Origin of the sequence: Halosimplex pelagicum, assembly GCF_013415905.1 — an archaeon.
GTDB classification, from domain to species: domain Archaea; phylum Halobacteriota; class Halobacteria; order Halobacteriales; family Haloarculaceae; genus Halosimplex; species Halosimplex pelagicum.
The window spans coordinates 3035157-3054126 of record NZ_CP058909.1 but is presented as its reverse complement, the minus strand read 5'-3'; the positions used below and the strand labels follow the sequence as shown (position 1 = coordinate 3054126).

Sequence of the window (18970 nt, the reverse complement as noted above, 5' to 3'; positions counted from 1 at the left end):
GGTGTCGAGAGCGTGTCGCCGTCCGGTGACACGGGTGTCACCGGTCGCTTTTCCCACTGCGGCCGCAATCGAGGAGTATGAACGACGCCGAGCCCGACGCTGGCGCCGAGAGCGAGACCGCCCGGCCGATCGGGATCTACTCCGACTACGTCTGTCCGTTCTGTTACCTCGGGCGCGAGTCGCTCGCGCAGTACCAGAGCGAGCGCGACGAGCGCCTGGAGATCGACTGGTACCCCTTCGACCTGCGGGCCGACAAGCGCCGGCCCGACGGAACCGTCGACCACTCCGTCGACGACGGCAAGGACGAGGACTACTTCGAGCAGGCCAGGGAGAACGTCGAACGCCTTCAGGAGGAGTACGGCGTCGAGATGAGCCTCGCACTCTCCCGCGAGATCGACTCGCTGCCCGCACAGGTCGCCTCCTACTACGTCAAGGAGACCTACCCCTACGAGCAGTGGCTCGCCTTCGACGAGGCGATCCTCGACGCGCTCTGGCAGGACGAGCGGGACATCGGCGACGCGGACGTGCTCGCGGATCTGGCGAGCGACGTCGACCTCGACGCCGCGGAGATCCGGGACGTGCTCGACGACGAGCAGTGGCGCGACGCGGTCACCGAGCGGTTCGACGCGGCCCGGCGCGAGGGCGTGACGGGCGTCCCCACCTTCACCTACGGCGAGTACGCCGCCCGCGGCGCCGTCCCACCCGAGCACCTCCGACGGCTTGTCGAGGGGAGCTGAAGGGACGGCCGGCAGAGGAGCGCCGACGGACCCGGGGACGGTCGAGCCCGCCGAACGGCCCGCCAGTACTTACTACCGCGGGCCCGGAGACGTGGTAATGCCCGTCAGGGAACACGCGTCGAGACACGACCGGATCGCCGAGCTACCGCTGGTGACCGAGTCGGCGACGGTCGTCGAGCGGGAGGCGATGGACCGCGACCGGACGGCGGAGGTCCGCCGAACCGTCGACCACTGGTTCGAGCGGGAGGGGCTGGCCGACCGCTACGAGAGCGTCACCGACTACGACGACTGGGGCACCCTCGTCGAGGAGCTCCGCACCGACGGCTACGCGGGGTTCGCGCGCCGCTGTGCGACGCTGCTGGAGCGCTTCGAGCGGCCCCACCCGATGCTCACCAGGATCGCCTTCGAACCCCACAACACCTTCGAGTACCTCGCCGGCCAGTACGTCGGGCTGCGCTACTGCGGGGAGTCGCGGGCCTACTCGCTGGCGAGTTCGCCCACCCGCGACAGGGTCGAGATCTGCGTCCGACGCGTCCCGGGCGGCGACCTCTCGCCGCGACTCTGCCGTGACCTCGAAGTCGGCGACGAGGTGACGATGCGCGGCCCGCGGGGCGAACTCGTCCTCGACGAGCCCTCTGATCGGGACCTGGTCTTCATGGCCACGGGTACCGGCGTCGCGCCGCTGAAGGGCATGATCGACTACGTCTTCGACACCGGCGCCGACGAGGTCGACGGTCACTCGCGCGACGTGTGGCTGTTCCTCGGCGCCGCCTGGGAGGACGACCTGCCCTACCGCGAGGCGTTCCGGGAGTACGGCCGCGAGCGCGACAACTTCCACTTCGTCCCGTGTCTCAGCCGCGAGTCCTACCTCAGCGAGTGGACGGGCGAGACCGACTACGTCCAGCACGCCTTCGTCAAACACGTCGACGAGTCGGCCGTGAGCGCGCCGCTCGGTCGCGAACTGGAGGGGTGGCTCGACGAGGCCCCCGCGTCCGGGGTCGAGGCGCGCATCGACCCCCGCGACGCCGAGGTGTACGCCTGCGGGATCAACGTGATGGTCAACAGCCTCGTCGACGCCGCCGAGTCCGTGGGCGTTCCCGCCGAGCGCATCGAGGCCGAAGGATTCGGGTAGACTCGGACCCGGGGCGACGGACCGACGCTCCGGCGGTAGTCCCGCGCCGGCCAGACCGAAACGTTCGTGTGACCGAGCCGAGACGTACCGATATGGCGACCGCCCTCTCCAGCCCTCCCAGCGAGCGGGTCCGCCGGGTCGACGTGCTCGCGTACGTCTTCGGTCTCATGGGTCTCGTGTACGTCGGCGAGTTCGCGCTGGCGGTCCTCGCCGCCACCGCGACGACCTACGAGGCCGGCATGGCCGCCCTCGGCGGGTTCGCGCTCCTCGGAACCGTCCAGATGTACCGCAACCCCGACTTCCTCCGGAACGGGGCCGAACCCGCCCCCGCCTACCTGTACGTCCTCCCCGTGATATCGACCGGCGCCGCCCTCGTCCTGGTCGTCGGCTGGGTCGCGAGCCTCGCGTAGCTCGTCGACCGGGCCGCGACTCCCGGGTCGGGCCACGGTTTCCGAGTCGGAAAGCGTGTAGTCCGTTTTATAAGCTCGCCGGCGAAACCGTGGATCGATGGCAGCCGGTCAGGATCCCGAGGAATCGGGGGTGATCTCGTTGCTCGACGACGAGTACGCCCGCGCGATCCTGGTCGAGTCGAGCCGCGAGGCGCTGTCGGCCTCGGCGCTGGCCGAGCGCTGCGACGCCTCGGAGCCGACGATCTACCGGCGCATCGAACAGCTCCGCGAGTACGACCTCATCGTCGAACAGCAGCAGCTGGACCCGGACGGCCACCACTACAAGACCTACCGGACGCGTGTCGAGCGCGTCACGGTCGAGATCGAGGACGGCGAGTGCTCGATCGACGTGTCCCGGCGCGAGGTGGACGCCGCCGACCGGTTCACGCGGCTGTTCGAGGGACTCACAGAACCATGATACCCGCGACCTCCCCTCTCGCACTCGTTCCCGCCCCGGACCTCGCGCTGCAGGTCTCCGCGACCGGCGGGTCCCCGGTGCTCGCGGCGCTGGCCCTGCTGGGGCTGGCGGTCGCCGCCGGCCTGTCGCTGCTGATCGCCTACGAGGCGCTGAAGGGCTATCGCGGCACCCGCGACCGGGCGATGCTGTTCCTGGCGGTCGGGATCGTCCTCCTGACCGGCGGGCCCATCGCGCTCCGCATCGCCCTCCCGACGCTCACCGACACGCCCGAGTCCGTCCGCCTGCTCTCGACGACCGTCAGCGAACTGCTCGGGCTCGGCTGCATCCTCTACGCCATCTACGGACGACCATGACCGCACGCACACCACACCCACCCGACGACCGTGACCCGGAGGCCAGCCGCGGGGCCGGCCCCGACGGCCACGGAGCCGGCACCACGGCTCACGGAATCCGCCCCGACGGCCCCGGAGCCCGCACCGTCGCCGACCCGACGCCACGAGTCGGCGACCCGCACCCGGAGGTGACGCCGTGACCGACCCGTTCGCTGGCGCCGGCCCCGCGGTCCTCGGGTGGGTCGCGTCGCTCCAGACCGACGCGACCGTCACGCCGGCGACGCTCACCGGGGCGCTGACCGCCGCGGTCGGCCTGTTCGTCGCCTACCAGGCCTACCGCGGGTACCGTCGCAACGACAGCCGCCCGATGCTGTTCCTCGGGATCGGTATCTTCCTCGTGACCGCCGCCCCGTTCGTCGTCACGACGCTGCTTATCTCCGTGTTGCTCGCCAGCGACGCCGCCGGCATCCTCGCGTGGGCGACCCTCGAGATCGTCGGTCTCGGGTCGATCCTCTACGCGCTCACGGGCGCGTGACTCGGGGCTCCCGGACGGGCCCGTCCGTCCGTCCGAATCGGGGACGCGGTCGTCGGTAGGGGTCGTCCTCGTGCCGGTACGGTCAGTTTTACTACGCCGGCGGGCGAGGAGTCGACAATGAGCCGACTGGTCTCCGCGCTCCGGGCACCCGACGGGCCGGGCGCCCTCCTCCGGCGGTTCCTCGGCGTGCCCCTCCGCCTCCAGACGTACGCGAACCTGCTGTACCTCTCGGCGCTGTTCCCGCTGGGGATCACGTACTCGGTCGTGTTGCCGCTGGGCTTCGGACTCGGGATCGGCCTCTCGGTGATACTCGTCGGCCTCCCCCTGTTCGTCGCGACGCTGCTGGGCGTCCGGGAGCTGACCGCGCTCGAACGGTACGCCGCCGACCGGTTGCTCGTCGGCGACGTTCCCGCGGGCGGGGACGCCCCGCCGCTCTCGGAGCCGGTCGCCCACCTGAAACACGCGCTCACGAGCCTCTCGACGTGGAAGGGCGTCGCTTTCCTCCTGAGCAAGGTCCTCGTCGGGACCGCCGCCTTCACGCTCCTGATCGTCCTGGGGACGCTCTCGCTGTCGCTGCTGCTCGTACCGTTGTACTACCGGTCGGTCAACGTCGGCGTCCGCCCGGTCTCCGGGGAGATGAACGTCGCGCCCTCGGTCGAGTTCGCGCTCCAGACGTGGGAGATCGGGCTCACGATCCCCTTCCGGCTGACGACGTGGTACGTCACGACGCTGCCGGAGGCGCTGGCCGTCTCGGCGTTCGGGCTGGTCGCGACGCTGGTCTCGCTGCACGTCTGCAACTTCGCCGCGCGGGCCGCCGGCTGGTACGCGTCGCTGCTGGTCGGCGGGACCGACCGGTCGGCGCTCCGCCGGTTCGTCGACGCGTAGCGCGGTAAACGCCGGACCCCGGAACCGCTCGACGGCCCCGGGGCCTTATTTACCTGCATCGCATACGGTGCGGGTAGCATCTCGATGAGTCACCTCCTGGCGGACCCGACTGTCGCCCTCGTCGTCGGCGGAACCGCCGACGACCGGGACCGCGTCCGTGCCGCCGTCTCCGACGGCGACGGGCCCGGCGTCGCCACCGTCGTCGCGGACCTCACCGACCTGCCCGAGACGCTCTCCGCGCGGGACGACGCCGGCTGCGTCCTCGCCGTGGGCGTCGACGAGGCCGAGTTCGTCGACATCTACGAGACGGCCAGAGCGGTCAGCGACCACCTCCCGGTCGTCGCCTACGTCGACGACGAGGCGGTCGCGGCGGCCGTCGCGAACCGGGCCGACTGCCGGTACCTGCCGCGGTCGGCATCCGCCGAGACGCTCGGGGGCGTCGTCGACGACGCGGTCGCCACCTTCCGGGAGCGGCGGCAGACGGCGGCGGACAGCGGTATCCTCCGGACGCTCCTCGAAGACGGACAGATGACGATGTTCGCCAAGGACGACGAGGGTCGGTACGTTCGGATGGCGGACGTGCCGTACACGCCGGACACCGAGGAGTTCGTCGGGAAGACCGACCCGGAGGCGTTCGACCACCGTACGGACGCCGACCGGGAGGCCTACGAGGACGACCTGCGCGTCGCCGAGACCGGCGAGCCGATCCGGGACCAGATCGAGCACTTCGAGACGCAGGGCGGCGACTACTGGTCCGAGGTGACGAAGCTCCCCTGGCGCGACGACGACGGCCGCGTTCTGGGGGTGGTCGGGTACGCGCTCGACGTGACCGAGCGGATGCAGTTCCAGCACCGGCTGGAGGAGCAACAGCGGCGGTTCGACCAGTTCGCCAGCTACGTCTCCCACGACCTGCGGACGCCCCTGCAGATATCCGTCGGCGCCCTCGAACGCGCTCGGGAGGGTCACGAGGACGCCTTCGAGCGGATCGAGCGGGCCAACGAGCGCATCGAGGAGATCCTCGAGGACCTCAGCGCGCTCTCGAAGGGCGACCGCTCGGTCGACCTCTCCGAGGAGGTGCTCGACGTGCTCGACGTGGGCGTGTCGTCGACGGAGCTCGCCCCGCTGGTCGAGCAGGTCTGGAGCGTCCACGGGACCGACGGGGCGACGCTCGACGTGGCGGTCCCCGAGGGGACGGAGATCATCGCCGAGACGGAATCGGTCCGGCCGCTGGTCGAGAACCTGCTGAAGAACGCGCTCGACCACGCCGGCCCCGACGTGACCGTCCGCGTCGGGACGACCGATCGGGGCTTCTACGTCGAGGACGACGGCCCCGGCATCCCCGAGGCCGAACGCGAGAAGGTCCTCGAAGCCGGCTACACCACCGCCGAGGACGGCACCGGGACCGGGCTGGCGATCGTCACCGAGACCGTCGACCAGCAGGGCTGGGAGATCGACATCCGCGAGAGCGAGACCGGCGGGTCGCCGGGCGCGCGCTTCGAGTTCGGCGGGTGTCCGGTCGTGGTCCCCGAGCCGGTCGAGCCGACCGACCCGGTCGAACTCACCGAGAGCGTCGACGTGGGCGACGTGTCGGTCCCGGGGTCGTCGCAACGCGACGCCGCGGAGGGGTCCTGGCGAGTCGTCGGCGACGGCAGGGACATCTGGCACGACATCGACGAGTTCCACTTCCTCCACGGGGAGGTCCACGGGCCCGTCCGGATCGAGGGGCGGCTGGCGGAGCTGGAGTCCGTCCACGAGTACAGCAAAGCGGGACTGATGGTCAGGGACACCCTCGCCGAGGACGCCGCGTTCGCGTTCGTCGGTGCGACGGGCGACCACGGGACCGAGACGATGTGGCGCGAGGAGGCGGGCGTCGCCGCGGGGAGCGACCAGCTCGAGGAGCCCTACGACGCCTATCCGTGGTACCGGCTCGACGCCGTCGACGGCACGGTGACGCTGTCGTGGTCGACCGACGGGGAGGAGTGGCAGGCCATCGACCAGCGACGGATCGACCTCGCCGACCCGGTGGTCGTCGGCCTCGCCGTCTGCAGCCACAGCGTCGACGAGACCAGCGAGGCCCGCTTCGAGGACGTGACCGTGACCGAACTCGTCGCGGGCGACTGACCCCGCCGGCGTCAGTCCCCGTCCGCGACGAACGCCCGTACTTCCTCGACACTGAGCACCCCATCTTCTCGCGTCGTGGCGAGGTCGCCGTCGACGAACAGGAGGAGTTTCGGGACGCTCCGTACGTCGTACTCGTCGATCAGTTCCGGGTCGTCGCGGGGGTTCATCGTCGCGACGACCGCCTCGGTCGAGCGGGCGACCCCGCTCAGAACCGGCTCCATCGCCGCGCACTTCCCGCAGCCCTCCGTGTGGAACTCGACGAGAACCCGGTCGTGACTCGCGACGAGGGTCGCCAGTTCCTCGCGCGACGACGGCGTGACCGGCCGATCGCGTGTCTCAGCCATGAACGGGGAGACGGGACCGAGCCGTGTAAGCCTCTCGACGGACCGGTGGACGGTCTCGGGACGGTGATGCCGCAGTGGTCAGTACAGCCATCTTTTTTCCCGGGGGCGTCGGCGCGAGCCGGTGGGCTCGCGCCTCGACCCCCGGCAAAAAACATGGGTGAAAAAAGGCCGGCTGCGTTGGTCGCTCCGCTCTCGCGCAGCCGGTGAACCGGCGCCTGCGGCGCCGGACGATATGCTATCCGAATACTCAGTATCAGATCGAACTGAGCACCGTCGAGTACCCACCCAAAGTCACTTTCTCCGGGCGTCCGTACTGCCGGTCGTCATGGTCGCACTCGACTCCGAGGAAGACGCGTTAGACCGCGGCGACGCCGCACCGGCGTTCGAACTGCCGGGCGTCGACGGCGAGACACACACCCTCGACGATTTCGCCGACAGCGACGCGCTGCTGGTCGTGTTCACCTGTAACCACTGCCCGTACGCGAAGGCGAAGTTCGACGAGCTGAACGCGCTCGCCGAGGAGTACGACGACGCCGCGGTCGTCGGGATCAACCCCAACGACGCCGAGGAGTACCCCGAGGACTCCTTCGAGAAGATGGTCGAGTACGTCGAGAACGGGACGGTCCGGTACGACGCCTACCTGCGCGACGAGAGCCAGGCAGTCGCTGCCGAGTACGGCGCCGCCTGCACGCCGGACCCGTTCCTGTTCGCCCGCGAGGACGGCGAGTTCCGCCTGGCGTACCACGGCCGGCTCGACGACGCGACGAACCCCGACGACGAGCCGACCGAGCGGGAGATGAAGGGACTCATCGACCGCGTGCTCGCCGGAGAGGACATCGACGACGAGTTCCTGCCCAGCCGCGGCTGCTCGATCAAGTGGAGAGACGAGTAGCGGGGTTCGGAACCGTCTTGCAGCCGGTTTCTCAGGAGAGGTCGAGCGGGGCGGACGCGTAGCGGATCTCACAGCGGCCGTCCGCGACGTGCGTCGAGGTCATCTGGAGCAACTCCTCGCCGTCGGCCGAGGGGAGCAGCGGCGTCGTCCAGCCGACGGTCCTCTGGCCGGTGTCGAACTCGTCGGCGAACGATAGCGGCGCCGCCACCGGTTCCCAGTCGGCGAAGTCCTCGAAGTCGGTCGTCGCCAGGAGCGTCCGACCGCTCCCGGGCGCCTGTTCGTCGCCGTCGGTCCGGAGCGTCTTCGCCGACGCGACGACGGCTCCGTCGGCACTGGTCGCCGCGCCAGCCTCGTCCCCGACGCCCCCGGGCGTCCACGTGACGTACGGTCCGTTCGTGAGCCGGTGGCCTTCGGCGGTCTCGACGGGTGACCCGAGGTCTTCGGGGTCGCCCCAGTCCCGCCCGTCGGGCGAGGTCTTGACGAAGAGGCCGCCCTCGTGGGTCGGCCCGACGACCTCGAACGTGAGCACGTAGCGGCCGTCCGGGAGGCGCGTCACGACGGGCATCCCCGGCCGGTCCTCGCCGTTAGGGACGACCGCGTCGAACACCTCATCCTCCCAGGTGCGTCCGCCGTCGACCGAGCGCCGGTGGCCGACGAGCTGGTCGTAGCCGTCCTCGCGGTGGCGCTCGTCCGCGAAGTAGCAGACGAGTTCGCGGTCGGCGTCGAGCGCGAGTTCGGGTTCCCAGACCGGCGTCTCGTCGGCCTGCGGGACGGCGCGACCGCCCTCCGCGACCGTGCTGACGTACGACCACGAGCGGCCGCCGTCCTCGCTCGCGTACACGTCGATGCTGGTCCGCGAGCGGTCGTCGGGGAGCGAGTTGCCGGCGGCGAGCACCGTGCCCGCGCCCCACGGGCCGACGGCCTCGGGGAGTTCGAACAGGACCGGCTGGTAGCGCAGCCCCCAGTCGTTCTCGGTGTCGCGGATCGCCGAGAACGCGTCCCACGTCTCGCCGCCGTCCGTACTCCGGTAGATCGGGAAGTACGGCTGGTCCTCGGGGACGGTCCCGTCGAACTCCTCGGCGAACGGGTCGGCGCAGTCGGGGTCGGCGCTCGCGTAGTGCTCGAAGGTCGCCAGCAGCGTCTCGCCGTCGGCGTCGTCGTGCAGCAGCCGTTCGACGCGCGGGTACATGGCCCCCGCGCCCGGCGCGTCTGCCGGCGGTGTGTACAGCGCGTCTCCCTCGCGTGATCGACTCATACCGGTTCGTCCGCCGCCGGCCACATAGAGCCGGGTGATCCGGAGCGGAAAGCTACAAAGGAGTCCGCCCCGGGAACCGACGTATGGGAACCGCGAACTACGACTTTTCCGGCGAGACGGTGATCGTGACCGGCGGCACCTCGGGCATCGGCCGCGAGGTCGCGCTCCGCTACGGCGAGGCGGGCGCGACCGTCGTCGTCGCCGACCTGCGCGAACAGCCGAAGGAGGACGGCGTCTCGGCGCCGACACAGGAGGCCATCGAGGACGCCGGCGGGGACGCCACCTTCGTCGAGACGGACGTGTCCGACCCCGAGCAGGTCGGGTCGGTCGTCGAGGGCGCCCGCGACCTGGGCGGCGTCGACGTGATGGTCAACAACGCCGGCATCTACCGCGAGGCCGCGCTGACCGAGACCGACGCCGACGCCTTCGACCAGGTGATGGCGATCAACGTCCGCGGCGTCTTCGCCGGCTGCCGCGCCGCCGCCCGCGACATGCTCGACCGCGGCGTCTCCGGGAACATCGTCAACACCGCCTCGATCAGCTCCGAGTACGCCCAGCTGGGTCACACGATGTACGACGCCTCGAAGGGCGCCGTGATGATGATCACCCGCGTCGCCGCGCTGGAACTCGCCCGCCACGACATCCGCGTCAACGCCGTCGCGCCCGGCATCATCCGGACCACCTTCGGCCAGGGCAACCCCGACTACGACCGCGACCTCGGCGACGGGTTCCTGCTCTCCGACGCCGACCTGCCGGACCTGCGCGACCAGGAGATCGAACCCACCATCCCGATGGGGCGGATGGCCACGCCCGACGAGGTAGCGGGGGCGTACCTCTTTCTCGCGTCCGACGACGCCTCCTACGTCAACGGCCACCTGCTGTACGTCGACGGCGGCTATCAGGTCCTCTAGAGACCATCTCTTTCGCGGAGGTTGGGCAAACCGCGCCCACCCCTCCGCCAAAAACATGGGTGAAAAAGGCCGAACTCGCGCAGAGCGCGAGTTCGGTGAACCGCGCGCCTGCGGCGCCGGATGCTCAGCACAGGTGACCAACTGGCCACCTCTTCATCCGCCGGATCGATCTCTTCGGCCGGGCCGCCACTCGCTGGCGACCACAAAGTTGTTACCGAGTCGTCACTCCCGTAGAAATGTGACGGCACACAGACGACAGTTCCTCCGGCTCTGTGGGATCGCCGGGATCGGGGCGATCGCCGGCTGTAGCGACGGTTCCGGTGACGATGGAACCCCTGATCCCACAGACGCGCCCTCCGACACCTCGGAACCGCCCTCCGAAACCGCGGAAACACCGCCCGAAACCGCGGACACCCCCTCCGAAACTGCGGACACGCCACCGGAGACCGCAGAGTCGACCGGTGGCTGGACCCAGCGGGCCAACTTTGACCCGGACGACGGGGACACCGGCGACATGTTCGGCTACTCGCTGGCGGTGTCCGGCGACGGCACCACAGCCGTCGTCGGCGCCATCGCGAGCGGCGACTTCGAAGGGACGCTCAGCGCGACCGAGACGCCCAGCGGCGGTGATACGAGCACGGCCGACGAGTCGAACGGGCAGAGCTCGGGAGCGGCGTACGTGTTCGACGGGTCCGGCGGCTCGTGGTCCCAGGCGGCAAAGCTCACCCCCGACGACGGCGACAGCCAGGACTACTTCGGCAGTTCGGTGGCGGTGTCGAGCGACGGTACCACCGCCGTCATCGGTGCCTACGGGGACGAGGACCCGAACGGCGAGGAGGCGGGCTCGGCGTACGTCTTCGAGGCCGTCGGCGACTCGTGGACCCAGCGGGCCAAGCTCGCCCCCGACGACGGCGAGGAGTTCGACGGCTTCGGCTACTCGGCGGCGATGTCGAGCGACGGGACGAGCGCCGTCGTCGGTTGCTATCAGACGGACCCGGATACCAGGGACGCGGGTTCGGCATACGTCTTCGACCGCTCCGGCGAGTCGTGGACCCAGCAGGCGAAACTCACCGCCGACGACGGGGAGAGCGAGGACGACTTCGCCAAATCACTGGCGCTGTCGGACAACGGCGCGACCGCTCTCGTCGGCGACCCCCACGAGGCGGATCCGAACGGCGACCTTTCGGGCTCGGCGTACGTGTTCGACGGCTCCGGCGAGTCGTGGACTCGGCGGGCGAAACTCACCGCCGCCGACGGCGACAGCGACGACGTCTTCGGCTGGTCGGTGGCGCTATCCGGCGACGGGACCACCGCTCTCGTCGGCGCCTTCGGGGACGAGGACCCGTACGGCGACCTTTCGGGCTCGGCGTACGTGTTCGACGGCTCCGGCGAGGCGTGGACCCAGCAGGCGAAACTCATCGCCGAAGACGGCGACGCCAAGGACCACTTCGGGATCTCAGTCGCGCTGTCGGGCGACGGTTCGAGGGCGCTCCTCGGCGCCGAGAACAAATATTCCTCGAAAACCACGAACGCCGGCGCTGCATACGTGTTCGACGGCTCCGACGACTCGTGGGCCCAGCAAGCCAAGCTCGTCGACGACGCGGCGAACGGCCAGCAGTTCGGCAATTCCGTGGCGCTGTCGACCGACGGCGCCACTGCCCTCGTCGGTGACGTGAGGGACTTCGACACGGACGGCTCGGGGGGCTCGGCGTACGTGTTCACCTCGTGACCGGCGACACTCGACGAGCGGGTTTCGCGCCGGCACGATCCCCGCTGTCTCGAACGTCGCGTGCCCGAGGCGTGCGGATGCTCGGTACGGTGGGACGCCCGTTCGGCCGTCGCTGCTTTCGCGTCCCGCTCACAGGTCGAGTTCGACGCGCTGGCCGCTCTCGGCGGACTCGTAGAGCGCGCGGATCACGCGCATGTCGACCATGCCGTGTTCGCCGTCGGGTTCGGGGTCGAGACCGTTCTGGAGGCGGTTGGCGAAGTAGTCGAACTCCTCGCGCATCTGGTCGACCGGTTCCGGCCGGAACTCGCCCTCGATGTCCGGCCCGGACACCCGGAGCACCTTCCGGGTGTTCGGGAAGAACAGCCCCTCAACGGTCAGTTCGCCCTCGGTGCCGACGAACCGGAGGCTGGAGGTCACCGTCGCGCTGTGGGTGACGGTACACGAAGCAAGTTTTCCCCCGGGGAACTCCAGCTGGAAGGCCCCGTGCTCGTCGGTGCCCTCGTAGGCGGGTTGTTCGGACTCGGTCCGGGCGTACACCGCCTGGGGGTCCTCCTCCAGGATGAACCGGATCGTGTTCAGCGGGTAGATCCCGATGTCGTTGAGCGTCGTCCCGCCGGCCAGATCGGGGTCGAACCGCCAGCTCGACTCGTCGACGGCGTCGAGAATGTTGTCGGACATGTGCCCGACTATCGAGACCACGTCGCCGATGGCGCCGCTCTGGATCAGTTCCCGGGCGCGGCGAGCGACTGGTTCGGTCTGGAGCCGGTAGGCGACCATCAGCGGCACGTCCGCGTCCCGGCAGGCGTCGACGGTCGCCCGGGCGTCCTCAACGGTCGCCTCCAGGGGCTTCTCGCAGAGGACCGCCTTGTCGTGGGCGGCCGCGGACTCGACGTTGTCGCGGTGGAGTCCGTTCGGCGTACAGATGTACACCGCGTCGTAGGCGTCGGTCGCCGCGCCGTCGGCCCACTCGTCGTAGGTGAGCGTCGCCTCGATCCCCTCCAGGTCGGCCGCCACGTCCTCGGCTTTCTCCGTGCTGGAACTGACCAGAGCCGTCGTCGTACAGTGGTCGGCGCCTTCGACGGCGGGGATCGATAGCTCGCGCGTCCACCACCCGAGCCCGACCATGGCGAACCGGATCGGTTCCGCGTCGGTCGGCTCCTCCCAGTCGCGAGCGCTGAAACTGTCGAGGTCGACTTCCATGGACGAGAGATCCCGCCCCCGGCAAATAGTCTTCACGCACGACGCCCGCTCTGGCACACTCGCGCGAACGACAGCGCACCCCGACGGACCGGAGCCACAACAGCAAAGTGGAGACCCGCGGATTCCCGGGTATGAAGGCGACCGCGAAGGCCCACCCGATCCAGGGGCTCGTGAAATACCACGGGATGCGCGACGAGGAACTGCGACACCCGTATCACGACTCGATCAGTCTCTGCACCGCGCCGAGCCACACGAAGACGACCGCCGAGTTCGACCCCGACCGCGAGGAAGACGAGTACGTCGTCGACAGCGACCCCGTCGAGGGGAGCGGCGCCGACCGCATCCGCACGGTCGTCGACGAGGTGCGCGACCGCGCGGGCATCGACCACCGCGTCCGCTTCGTCTCGGAGAACTCCTTCCCGACGAACATCGGCTTCGGCTCCTCGGCCTCCGGGTTCGCGGCGGCCGCGATGGCCCTCTCGGAGGCCGCGGGGCTGGACCTGACCCGTCCGGAAGTCTCCGCCATCGCCCGCCGCGGGTCCGCCTCGGCGGCCCGCGCGGTCACGGGGGCGTACTCGCACCTGCGAACGGGTACCGACGACGAGGACTGCCGCTCGGAGCGCATCGAGGTCGCCGACGAGCTGGAAGACGACGTGCGCGTCGTCGCGGGAATGGTCCCGAGCTACAAGGAGACCGACTCCGCCCACGCCGAGGCCGCCGAGAGCCACATGTTCGAGGGGCGGATGGCCCACATCCACGGCCAGATCGCGAAGATGCGCGGCGAACTCCGCGAGGGCGACTTCGACGCCGCCTTCGAACGCGCAGAACACGACTCGCTGTCGCTCGCGGCGACGACGATGACCGGCCCCTCCGGGTGGGTGTACTGGCAACCGCGCACGATCGAGATATTCAACGCCGTCCGCGAACTCCGCGAGGAGGGCGTCCCCGTCTACTTCTCCGTCGACACCGGCGCCAGCACCTACGTCAACACCACCGCCGAGCACGTCGACCGCGTCGAGGAGGTCGTCGCCGACTGCGGCGTCGACACCCGCGTCTGGGAGGTTGGCGGCCCCGCGCAGATCCTCGACGAGAGCGACGCGCTGTTCTGAACCGCCAGGGGTTCACTCCGCCGCGTCGTCTTCGCTCTCCCGGACCGACAGCACAGGCACGGAGACGTTGCGCATCAGCCGCTCGGTCGTGCTCCCCAGCAGCACCCGGTCGAGGCCGGTGTGGCCGTGGGTTCCCATGGTCACGAAGTCGATCCCTTCCTCGTCGACGTAGTCGACCAGCATCGACCCGGGCGACCCCTCGCCGACATCGGTGACCGCGTCGAGCCCCTCACCGCGGGCGCGCTCGGCGACGCGCTCGGTCGCCTCCTCGCCGTTCTCGATCATGGGTTCCAGCAGGTCGCCGCCGGCGCCCGCCGCCCCCGCTCCGCCGGCACCGGCCGCGACGCCCGCACCGCCCGCGACCGCGCTCACGTCGACGACGTGGACCGCGTGGACCGTCGCGTCGAAGGCGTCGGCGACGGCGAGTCCGTGGTCGACCGCCGCTTCGGCCGCGGCGCTGCCGTCGGTCGGTACCAGCACGTCGTCGTAACCGAAGGGCGAGTCGCCCCCCGTCATCGACCCCTCGCCGGTCGCAGATTCGTCGCCGCCCCCCGACTCGCCGTCGTCGCTCCTGACCGTGACGACCGGGGCCGGCGACTCGCGGACGACCCCCGCGCTCGTGCTACCCGTGAGCACGCGGTCGATGGTCGACCGGCCGTGCGTCCCGAGGACGACGAGGTCGTGGTCGGCGGCGCGGTCGACGATGGTCTCGGTCGGGTCCCCGTCGACGACGACCGCGTCGACGGGCACTCGCCCGTCCGTGCGCTCGGCCACCGAATCGACGGACCGCTGTGCCTCGGTCTCCAGTCGGTCGAGGTAGTCGTCGTCGACGCCGCCGGCGTCGAACGGCCCCGCCGCCTCCTCCGCGTCGACGACGCCGAGCGCCGTCACGGACGCGTCGAACGCCGCGGCCAGCGCGAGGGCGTGGTCGGCGGCCAGGTCGGCAGTCGGACTCCCGTCGGTCGGCGCGAGGATGGACTCGTACATACGCCCGGTTGGGCCGCGAGCCGTTTCAATGACGGGTCGACGGCTGCGCGGGTCAGACTCAGACCGCGTCGCGGCCGTCGAGGCTGGCCGTCAGCTGCTGGTGGGTCTCCAGACCGGTGTCGAACCGCTGGAGGATCTGCGTCTGGTGGTCCGGGCAGGCGGTGAGGACGACCATCCCGCCGTCGACGGAGACCATCGGCCGGCTCGTGTCGTAGCGGGCGTTCCGGCAGGCGGGGCAGGCGACTCCGCCGGCCGGGTAGTGGTCGAGCACGCGGGCGGAGTCCTCGGTGGTCAGGCCACAGATGGTCGAGAACCGGTCGAGGTGGCGCTCGCAGCTCCGGACCGGGATCGTGAGGTGGTCGAGCAGCAGGAAGGAGACGGTCCGGTCGCTCTCGTCGTCGAGCACCGACTGGCAGGCCTCGCAGTCGACGACGGACTGTTCGCCGTGACCGTCCGGGTCCGACCACTGGAGCTCCTCGTCGGGCATCTACCCGATCCGAGGCCTCCAGACGGGTAAGTGGTCGGTTGCCGGACGATCACTCGGCGTCGTCGGGGTGGACGGCCAGCACCGGCGCCGGCGACCGGGAGAGGACTCGCTCGGTCGTGCTCCCGAGGAGGACGCGGTCGATCCCGGTCCGGCCGTGGGTCCCCATCGCCACGAGGTCGACCTCCGCCTCGTCGACGTAGTCGTGCAGGTCGGCCGCGGGGAAGCCGTGTTCGACGGCCGTCACCGCGTCGAGCCCCTCGGCGCGGGCGCGCTCGGCGACGGCCTCGACGGCCGCCTCGCCCGCCTCCGTGTACCGTTCGAGCTGGCTGGTCGGCGGTTCGACGCCGGAGCCGGCGGCCATTCCGCTCAGGTCGACGATATTGACCGCGTGGACGGTCGCGTCGAACGCGTCGGCGACGGCGAGCCCGTGGTCGATCGCCGCTTCGGCCGCGTCGCTGCCGTCCGTGGGCACCAGCACGTCGTCGTAGTCGGTGACGGCGTCGGCGTCGGTCTCGCGGGCGGTCAGGACCGGTCGCGTCGTGTGCCTGACGACGTAGCGCGCGACGCTCCCGAAGACGAGCCGCGAGAGCCCGCGCCGGCCGTGGGTCCCCATCGCGACGGCGTCGAACTCGCCCTCGTCGGCGTAGTCGACGATGGCCTTCGCGGGGTCGCCGTCGACGACGGCCGTCTCCACCGGCACGCGGTCGTCGGCCAGCGCGGCCGCCTCTTCGACCGCCGACTCGGCGTCGCCGCGGACGCGCTCGCGGAACTCGTCGTCGATGCCGCCGGCGCTGAACGCCCCGGCCGCCCGGTTCAGGTCCGCGACGCCGAGGACCGTCACCGTCGCGTCGAACGCCTCGGCCAGCGAGACGGCGTGGCGGGCCGCTCGCTCGGCGTGTGCGCTCCCGTCTGTCGGAATCAGGATCGTCTCGTACATGACCGACGGTTCGCCCTGGCGGTATTTGAAACCGGTCGACGGTTCCCGGCGGGCGGGGACGGTCAGGGTCGTTCCTGTCGAATATATTTACGGAACGTGGCGTGTCAGGGTGACACGTGCCAATAGATGAGGCCACGCGCGACGCGTACGAGACCATGGCCGCGGAGAACGATGACTGGAGCGACGAGCCGCTCAGAAGGAATCTCGAATGGCCGGCGACCAGATCGCTGCTGCCCGACCTCGACGGGCTGCGCGTGCTCGAAGCAGGGTGCGGCGCGGGCGACTACACCGAGTACTTTCTCGAACAGGGGGGCGAAGTCGTCGCCGTCGACGCGACCGAGGCGGCCGTCGAGCGGGTCCGCGAGCGCTACGCGGACGACTTGGTGACGGTCCGCCACGCTGACCTGACCGAACCGCTCGACTTCCTCGCCGACGAGTCGGTCGACCTCGTGGTGAGCCAGCTCGTTCTCGAACACATCGCGGACTGGCGGCCGGTGTTCGAGGAGTTCGCTCGCGTCCTGCGACCGGACGGGCGGTTCGTCTTCTCGACCGGCAATCCCGTCTCCGGGTGGGTGACCCCCGACGAGGCCGAATCGTACTTCCAGACGGAGGGGCTCACCCAGGACTGGGGCGAGATGCAGCCGCGGAACTACCGGCGGCCGCTCGCCGAGCACCTCAACCCACTGGCCGACGCCGGGTTCGCTATCGAGCGGTTCCTCGAACCGACGCCCGACCCCGCGTTCCGGGAGGTCGACCCGGAGAAATACGAACGGCTGACGACGGTCCCGCGCTGGGAGTGCGTCCGCGCGCGGCTCGTCGACTGACGACACCCGGTCGCGGGACGTCCGTCAGTGGCCTTTTCTCGATTCGGCCCGCAGTCCCGCCATGCGCGTCGCCGTCTTCGGCGCCGGATACGCCGGCCTGACCCTCGCCCGCGAGCTCGAATCGTCGCTGCCCGAAGCGGTGGACCTCGTCGTCGTCGACGAGGACGCCAGCCACCTCGTCCAGCACGAACTCCACCGCGTCGTCCGCCGGCCGGACCTGGCCGACGAGATTGTCGTCGATCTGGACGACGTGCTCGACCGCGCGACCGTCCGCGAGGCGACCGTCACTGACATCGACACCGAGGCGGGCGTCGCCACGCTCGACAAGAGCGGGGACGGCGAGGACGGCGGGGACGGCGGGGATGGGACCGCGGAGCTGTCCTACGACGTGGGCGCCGTCTGCCTCGGCGCCGAGACCGAGTACTACGACCTCGACGGCGTCGAGGCCCACTCGACGCCGCTCAAGCGACTGGCCGACGCCGAGGCCGTCCGCGCGGACTTCCTCGACGCCGTCGACGCGGGGACGGCCGCCGACCCGGCCCGCGTGGTCGTCGGCGGTGCGGGCCTCTCGGGCGTGCAGGTCGCCGGCGAACTCGCCGCGCTCGCCCGCGACGAGGGCGCCCGCGACGCCGTCGAGGTGGTCCTCCTCGAACAGGCCGACAGCGTGGCGCCGAACTTCCCCGAGAACTTCCAGCGCGCGGTCCGCGAGGAGCTGGAGGCCCGCGACGTGCGCGTCGAGACCGGTCGCGCCGTCGCGAGCGCGGACGACGAGACCATCGCCTTCGCCGACGGCGCGACCGAGCGCTACGACGGGTTCGTCTGGACGGGCGGCATCCGCGGCCCGGACGCCCTCCGCGGCGAGCGCCCGGTCGTCCGCGGGGACCTGCGCTACGAGGACGGCACCTTCGTCGTCGGCGACGCCGGCCGGATCGTCGACACCGACGGCGAGGCCGTCCCCGCCAGCGCCCAGGCGGCCATCCGCGAGGCCGGCGTCGCCGCGGACAACGTCGAACGGCTGGTCGACCACGAACTCTCCGGTGAGGGCGGCTTCGAACCCCGTCTCGACGGCTACCGCTTCGACTCGCTGGGCTGGCTGGTCAGTATCGGCGACGGCGCCGTCGCGCAGGTCGGCCCGACGGTCCTCCGCGGCCGGTCGGCCAAGGCGCTCAAAACGACGGTCGGCGCCGGCTACCTCTCCAGCGTCGGCGCCGTCGAGAACGCGGCCGACCTCGTCCGGGAGGAGGTCGGATGGCCGGAGGACGAGGCGGGGGAACCGATATCCGATCCCCCCGGAGAGGACGATTCCGGCCGGATCGAGAAGTGAGCGAGGCGCGAACGGAGGGGCAGTGTTCGGCACAGGTGACGGCTGTTGCATTTGGGGGTAGCGGTGCGGCTGGCGTGCGCTGTCGCGACTCTCGTGTCGCGACAGCATCGCGCGAGGGATGAGAAGCGCAGCCTGCGAGCATCGCAAGAGGCTGGGGAGGTGTGAGGCCGTCTGCGGTTGCTGTGCGGTGCTGTATGGTCCTGGTGGACTGAAAGGGCGAGGCGCGCTCGCGTCCATTTTAGTCGCCTGAGCGGGCACTATCCGCGCGGGCCGTGCGGAGAGCGCGGATATCCCGCTCAGCGACCGCGAGCGCGCCGAGGGCTTTCATCGCTCACCGTCGAGTGCGGTTACTCTCGCACGAC

Annotated in this window: 20 protein-coding genes; 14 read left to right on the top strand and 6 right to left on the bottom strand. The window is 70.6% G+C overall.

What is annotated here, in order from left to right:
• The first annotated feature begins 77 nt into the window (after positions 1-77).
• From HZS54_RS15270 to HZS54_RS15235, 8 genes are all read left to right on the top strand, one after another.
• Positions 78-737 carry a DsbA family oxidoreductase gene (locus HZS54_RS15270; protein ID WP_179917967.1) on the top strand — a complete coding sequence of 220 codons (660 nt, stop codon included), beginning with the start codon at positions 78-80 and terminating at the stop codon, positions 735-737.
• A gap of 97 nt (positions 738-834) precedes the next feature.
• Positions 835-1869, top strand: coding sequence for a ferredoxin--NADP reductase (locus HZS54_RS15265; RefSeq protein ID WP_179917966.1), 1035 nt, complete (start codon positions 835-837; stop codon positions 1867-1869).
• A gap of 92 nt (positions 1870-1961) precedes the next feature.
• The gene (locus HZS54_RS15260) at positions 1962-2279 is read left to right on the top strand and encodes a hypothetical protein (RefSeq protein ID WP_179917965.1); all 318 of its coding nucleotides are present in this window, start codon (positions 1962-1964) and stop codon (positions 2277-2279) included.
• Positions 2280-2376: 97 nt separating this feature from the next.
• Positions 2377-2736: a winged helix-turn-helix domain-containing protein gene (locus HZS54_RS15255; protein ID WP_179917964.1), complete on the top strand. Its 360-nt coding sequence runs from the start codon at positions 2377-2379 to the stop codon at positions 2734-2736.
• Positions 2733-3089 (top strand): DUF7521 family protein, encoded by a 357-nt coding sequence (locus HZS54_RS15250; protein WP_179917963.1) that lies wholly within the window; start codon positions 2733-2735, stop codon positions 3087-3089. Before HZS54_RS15255 ends, HZS54_RS15250 begins: the two co-directional genes overlap by 4 nt.
• Positions 3090-3363: 274 nt before the next feature.
• Positions 3364-3603, top strand: coding sequence for a DUF7521 family protein (locus HZS54_RS15245; protein ID WP_179923031.1), 240 nt, complete (start codon positions 3364-3366; stop codon positions 3601-3603).
• Positions 3604-3720: 117 nt separating this feature from the next.
• Positions 3721-4488: a sensor domain-containing protein gene (locus tag HZS54_RS15240; protein ID WP_179917962.1), complete on the top strand. Its 768-nt coding sequence runs from the start codon at positions 3721-3723 to the stop codon at positions 4486-4488.
• 84 nt (positions 4489-4572) lie between these two features.
• A complete protein-coding gene (locus HZS54_RS15235; RefSeq protein ID WP_179917961.1) occupies positions 4573-6609 on the top strand; it encodes an ATP-binding protein in 2037 nt (678 codons plus the stop codon).
• A gap of 11 nt (positions 6610-6620) precedes the next feature.
• On the opposite strand, the gene HZS54_RS15230 is transcribed toward HZS54_RS15235, so the two are convergent.
• A complete protein-coding gene (locus tag HZS54_RS15230; RefSeq protein ID WP_179917960.1) occupies positions 6621-6953 on the bottom strand; it encodes a thioredoxin family protein in 333 nt (110 codons plus the stop codon).
• A 325-nt stretch (positions 6954-7278) separates the two neighbouring features.
• Here HZS54_RS15230 and HZS54_RS15225 point away from each other — a divergent pair, with 325 nt between their 5' ends.
• Positions 7279-7845: a thioredoxin family protein gene (locus tag HZS54_RS15225; RefSeq protein ID WP_179917959.1), complete on the top strand. Its 567-nt coding sequence runs from the start codon at positions 7279-7281 to the stop codon at positions 7843-7845.
• Positions 7846-7876: 31 nt separating this feature from the next.
• Here the strand turns inward: HZS54_RS15225 and HZS54_RS15220 are convergent, their stop codons facing one another.
• A complete protein-coding gene (locus tag HZS54_RS15220) occupies positions 7877-9100 on the bottom strand; it encodes a sialidase family protein (protein WP_179917958.1) in 1224 nt (407 codons plus the stop codon).
• A gap of 83 nt (positions 9101-9183) precedes the next feature.
• On the opposite strand from HZS54_RS15220, the gene HZS54_RS15215 reads away from it, so the two are divergent.
• Positions 9184-10011: an SDR family NAD(P)-dependent oxidoreductase gene (locus tag HZS54_RS15215; protein WP_179917957.1), complete on the top strand. Its 828-nt coding sequence runs from the start codon at positions 9184-9186 to the stop codon at positions 10009-10011.
• Between the two features lie 238 nt (positions 10012-10249).
• Positions 10250-11740, top strand: coding sequence for an FG-GAP repeat protein (locus tag HZS54_RS15210; protein ID WP_246391658.1), 1491 nt, complete (start codon positions 10250-10252; stop codon positions 11738-11740).
• Between the two features lie 129 nt (positions 11741-11869).
• Here HZS54_RS15210 and gfo6 read toward each other — a convergent pair whose 3' ends face one another.
• Entirely contained in the window at positions 11870-12940 is a 1071-nt protein-coding gene (gene gfo6, locus HZS54_RS15205; RefSeq protein ID WP_179917955.1) for a D-xylose 1-dehydrogenase Gfo6, read from the bottom strand.
• A gap of 131 nt (positions 12941-13071) precedes the next feature.
• Here gfo6 and mvaD point away from each other — a divergent pair, with 131 nt between their 5' ends.
• The gene (gene mvaD / locus HZS54_RS15200) at positions 13072-14049 is read left to right on the top strand and encodes a phosphomevalonate decarboxylase MvaD (RefSeq protein ID WP_179917954.1); all 978 of its coding nucleotides are present in this window, start codon (positions 13072-13074) and stop codon (positions 14047-14049) included.
• 12 nt (positions 14050-14061) lie between these two features.
• Here mvaD and HZS54_RS15195 read toward each other — a convergent pair whose 3' ends face one another.
• The 3 genes from HZS54_RS15195 to HZS54_RS15185 are packed head-to-tail and all read right to left on the bottom strand — an operon-like array spanning position 14062 to position 16460.
• Positions 14062-15036 carry a universal stress protein gene (locus tag HZS54_RS15195; protein WP_179917953.1) on the bottom strand — a complete coding sequence of 325 codons (975 nt, stop codon included), beginning with the start codon at positions 15034-15036 and terminating at the stop codon, positions 14062-14064.
• A 58-nt stretch (positions 15037-15094) separates the two neighbouring features.
• Positions 15095-15523 carry a hypothetical protein gene (locus tag HZS54_RS15190; RefSeq protein WP_179917952.1) on the bottom strand — a complete coding sequence of 143 codons (429 nt, stop codon included), beginning with the start codon at positions 15521-15523 and terminating at the stop codon, positions 15095-15097.
• A 49-nt stretch (positions 15524-15572) separates the two neighbouring features.
• A complete protein-coding gene (locus tag HZS54_RS15185; protein ID WP_179917951.1) occupies positions 15573-16460 on the bottom strand; it encodes a universal stress protein in 888 nt (295 codons plus the stop codon).
• A 116-nt stretch (positions 16461-16576) separates the two neighbouring features.
• On the opposite strand from HZS54_RS15185, the gene HZS54_RS15180 reads away from it, so the two are divergent.
• Together HZS54_RS15180 and HZS54_RS15175 are read left to right on the top strand one after the other, a co-directional pair.
• The gene (locus HZS54_RS15180; RefSeq protein ID WP_179917950.1) at positions 16577-17284 is read left to right on the top strand and encodes a class I SAM-dependent methyltransferase; all 708 of its coding nucleotides are present in this window, start codon (positions 16577-16579) and stop codon (positions 17282-17284) included.
• A gap of 61 nt (positions 17285-17345) precedes the next feature.
• On the top strand, positions 17346-18608 hold the full coding sequence (locus HZS54_RS15175) for an NAD(P)/FAD-dependent oxidoreductase (RefSeq protein WP_179917949.1): 1263 nt from the start codon (positions 17346-17348) through the stop codon (positions 18606-18608).
• Positions 18609-18970: the final 362 nt, after the last annotated feature.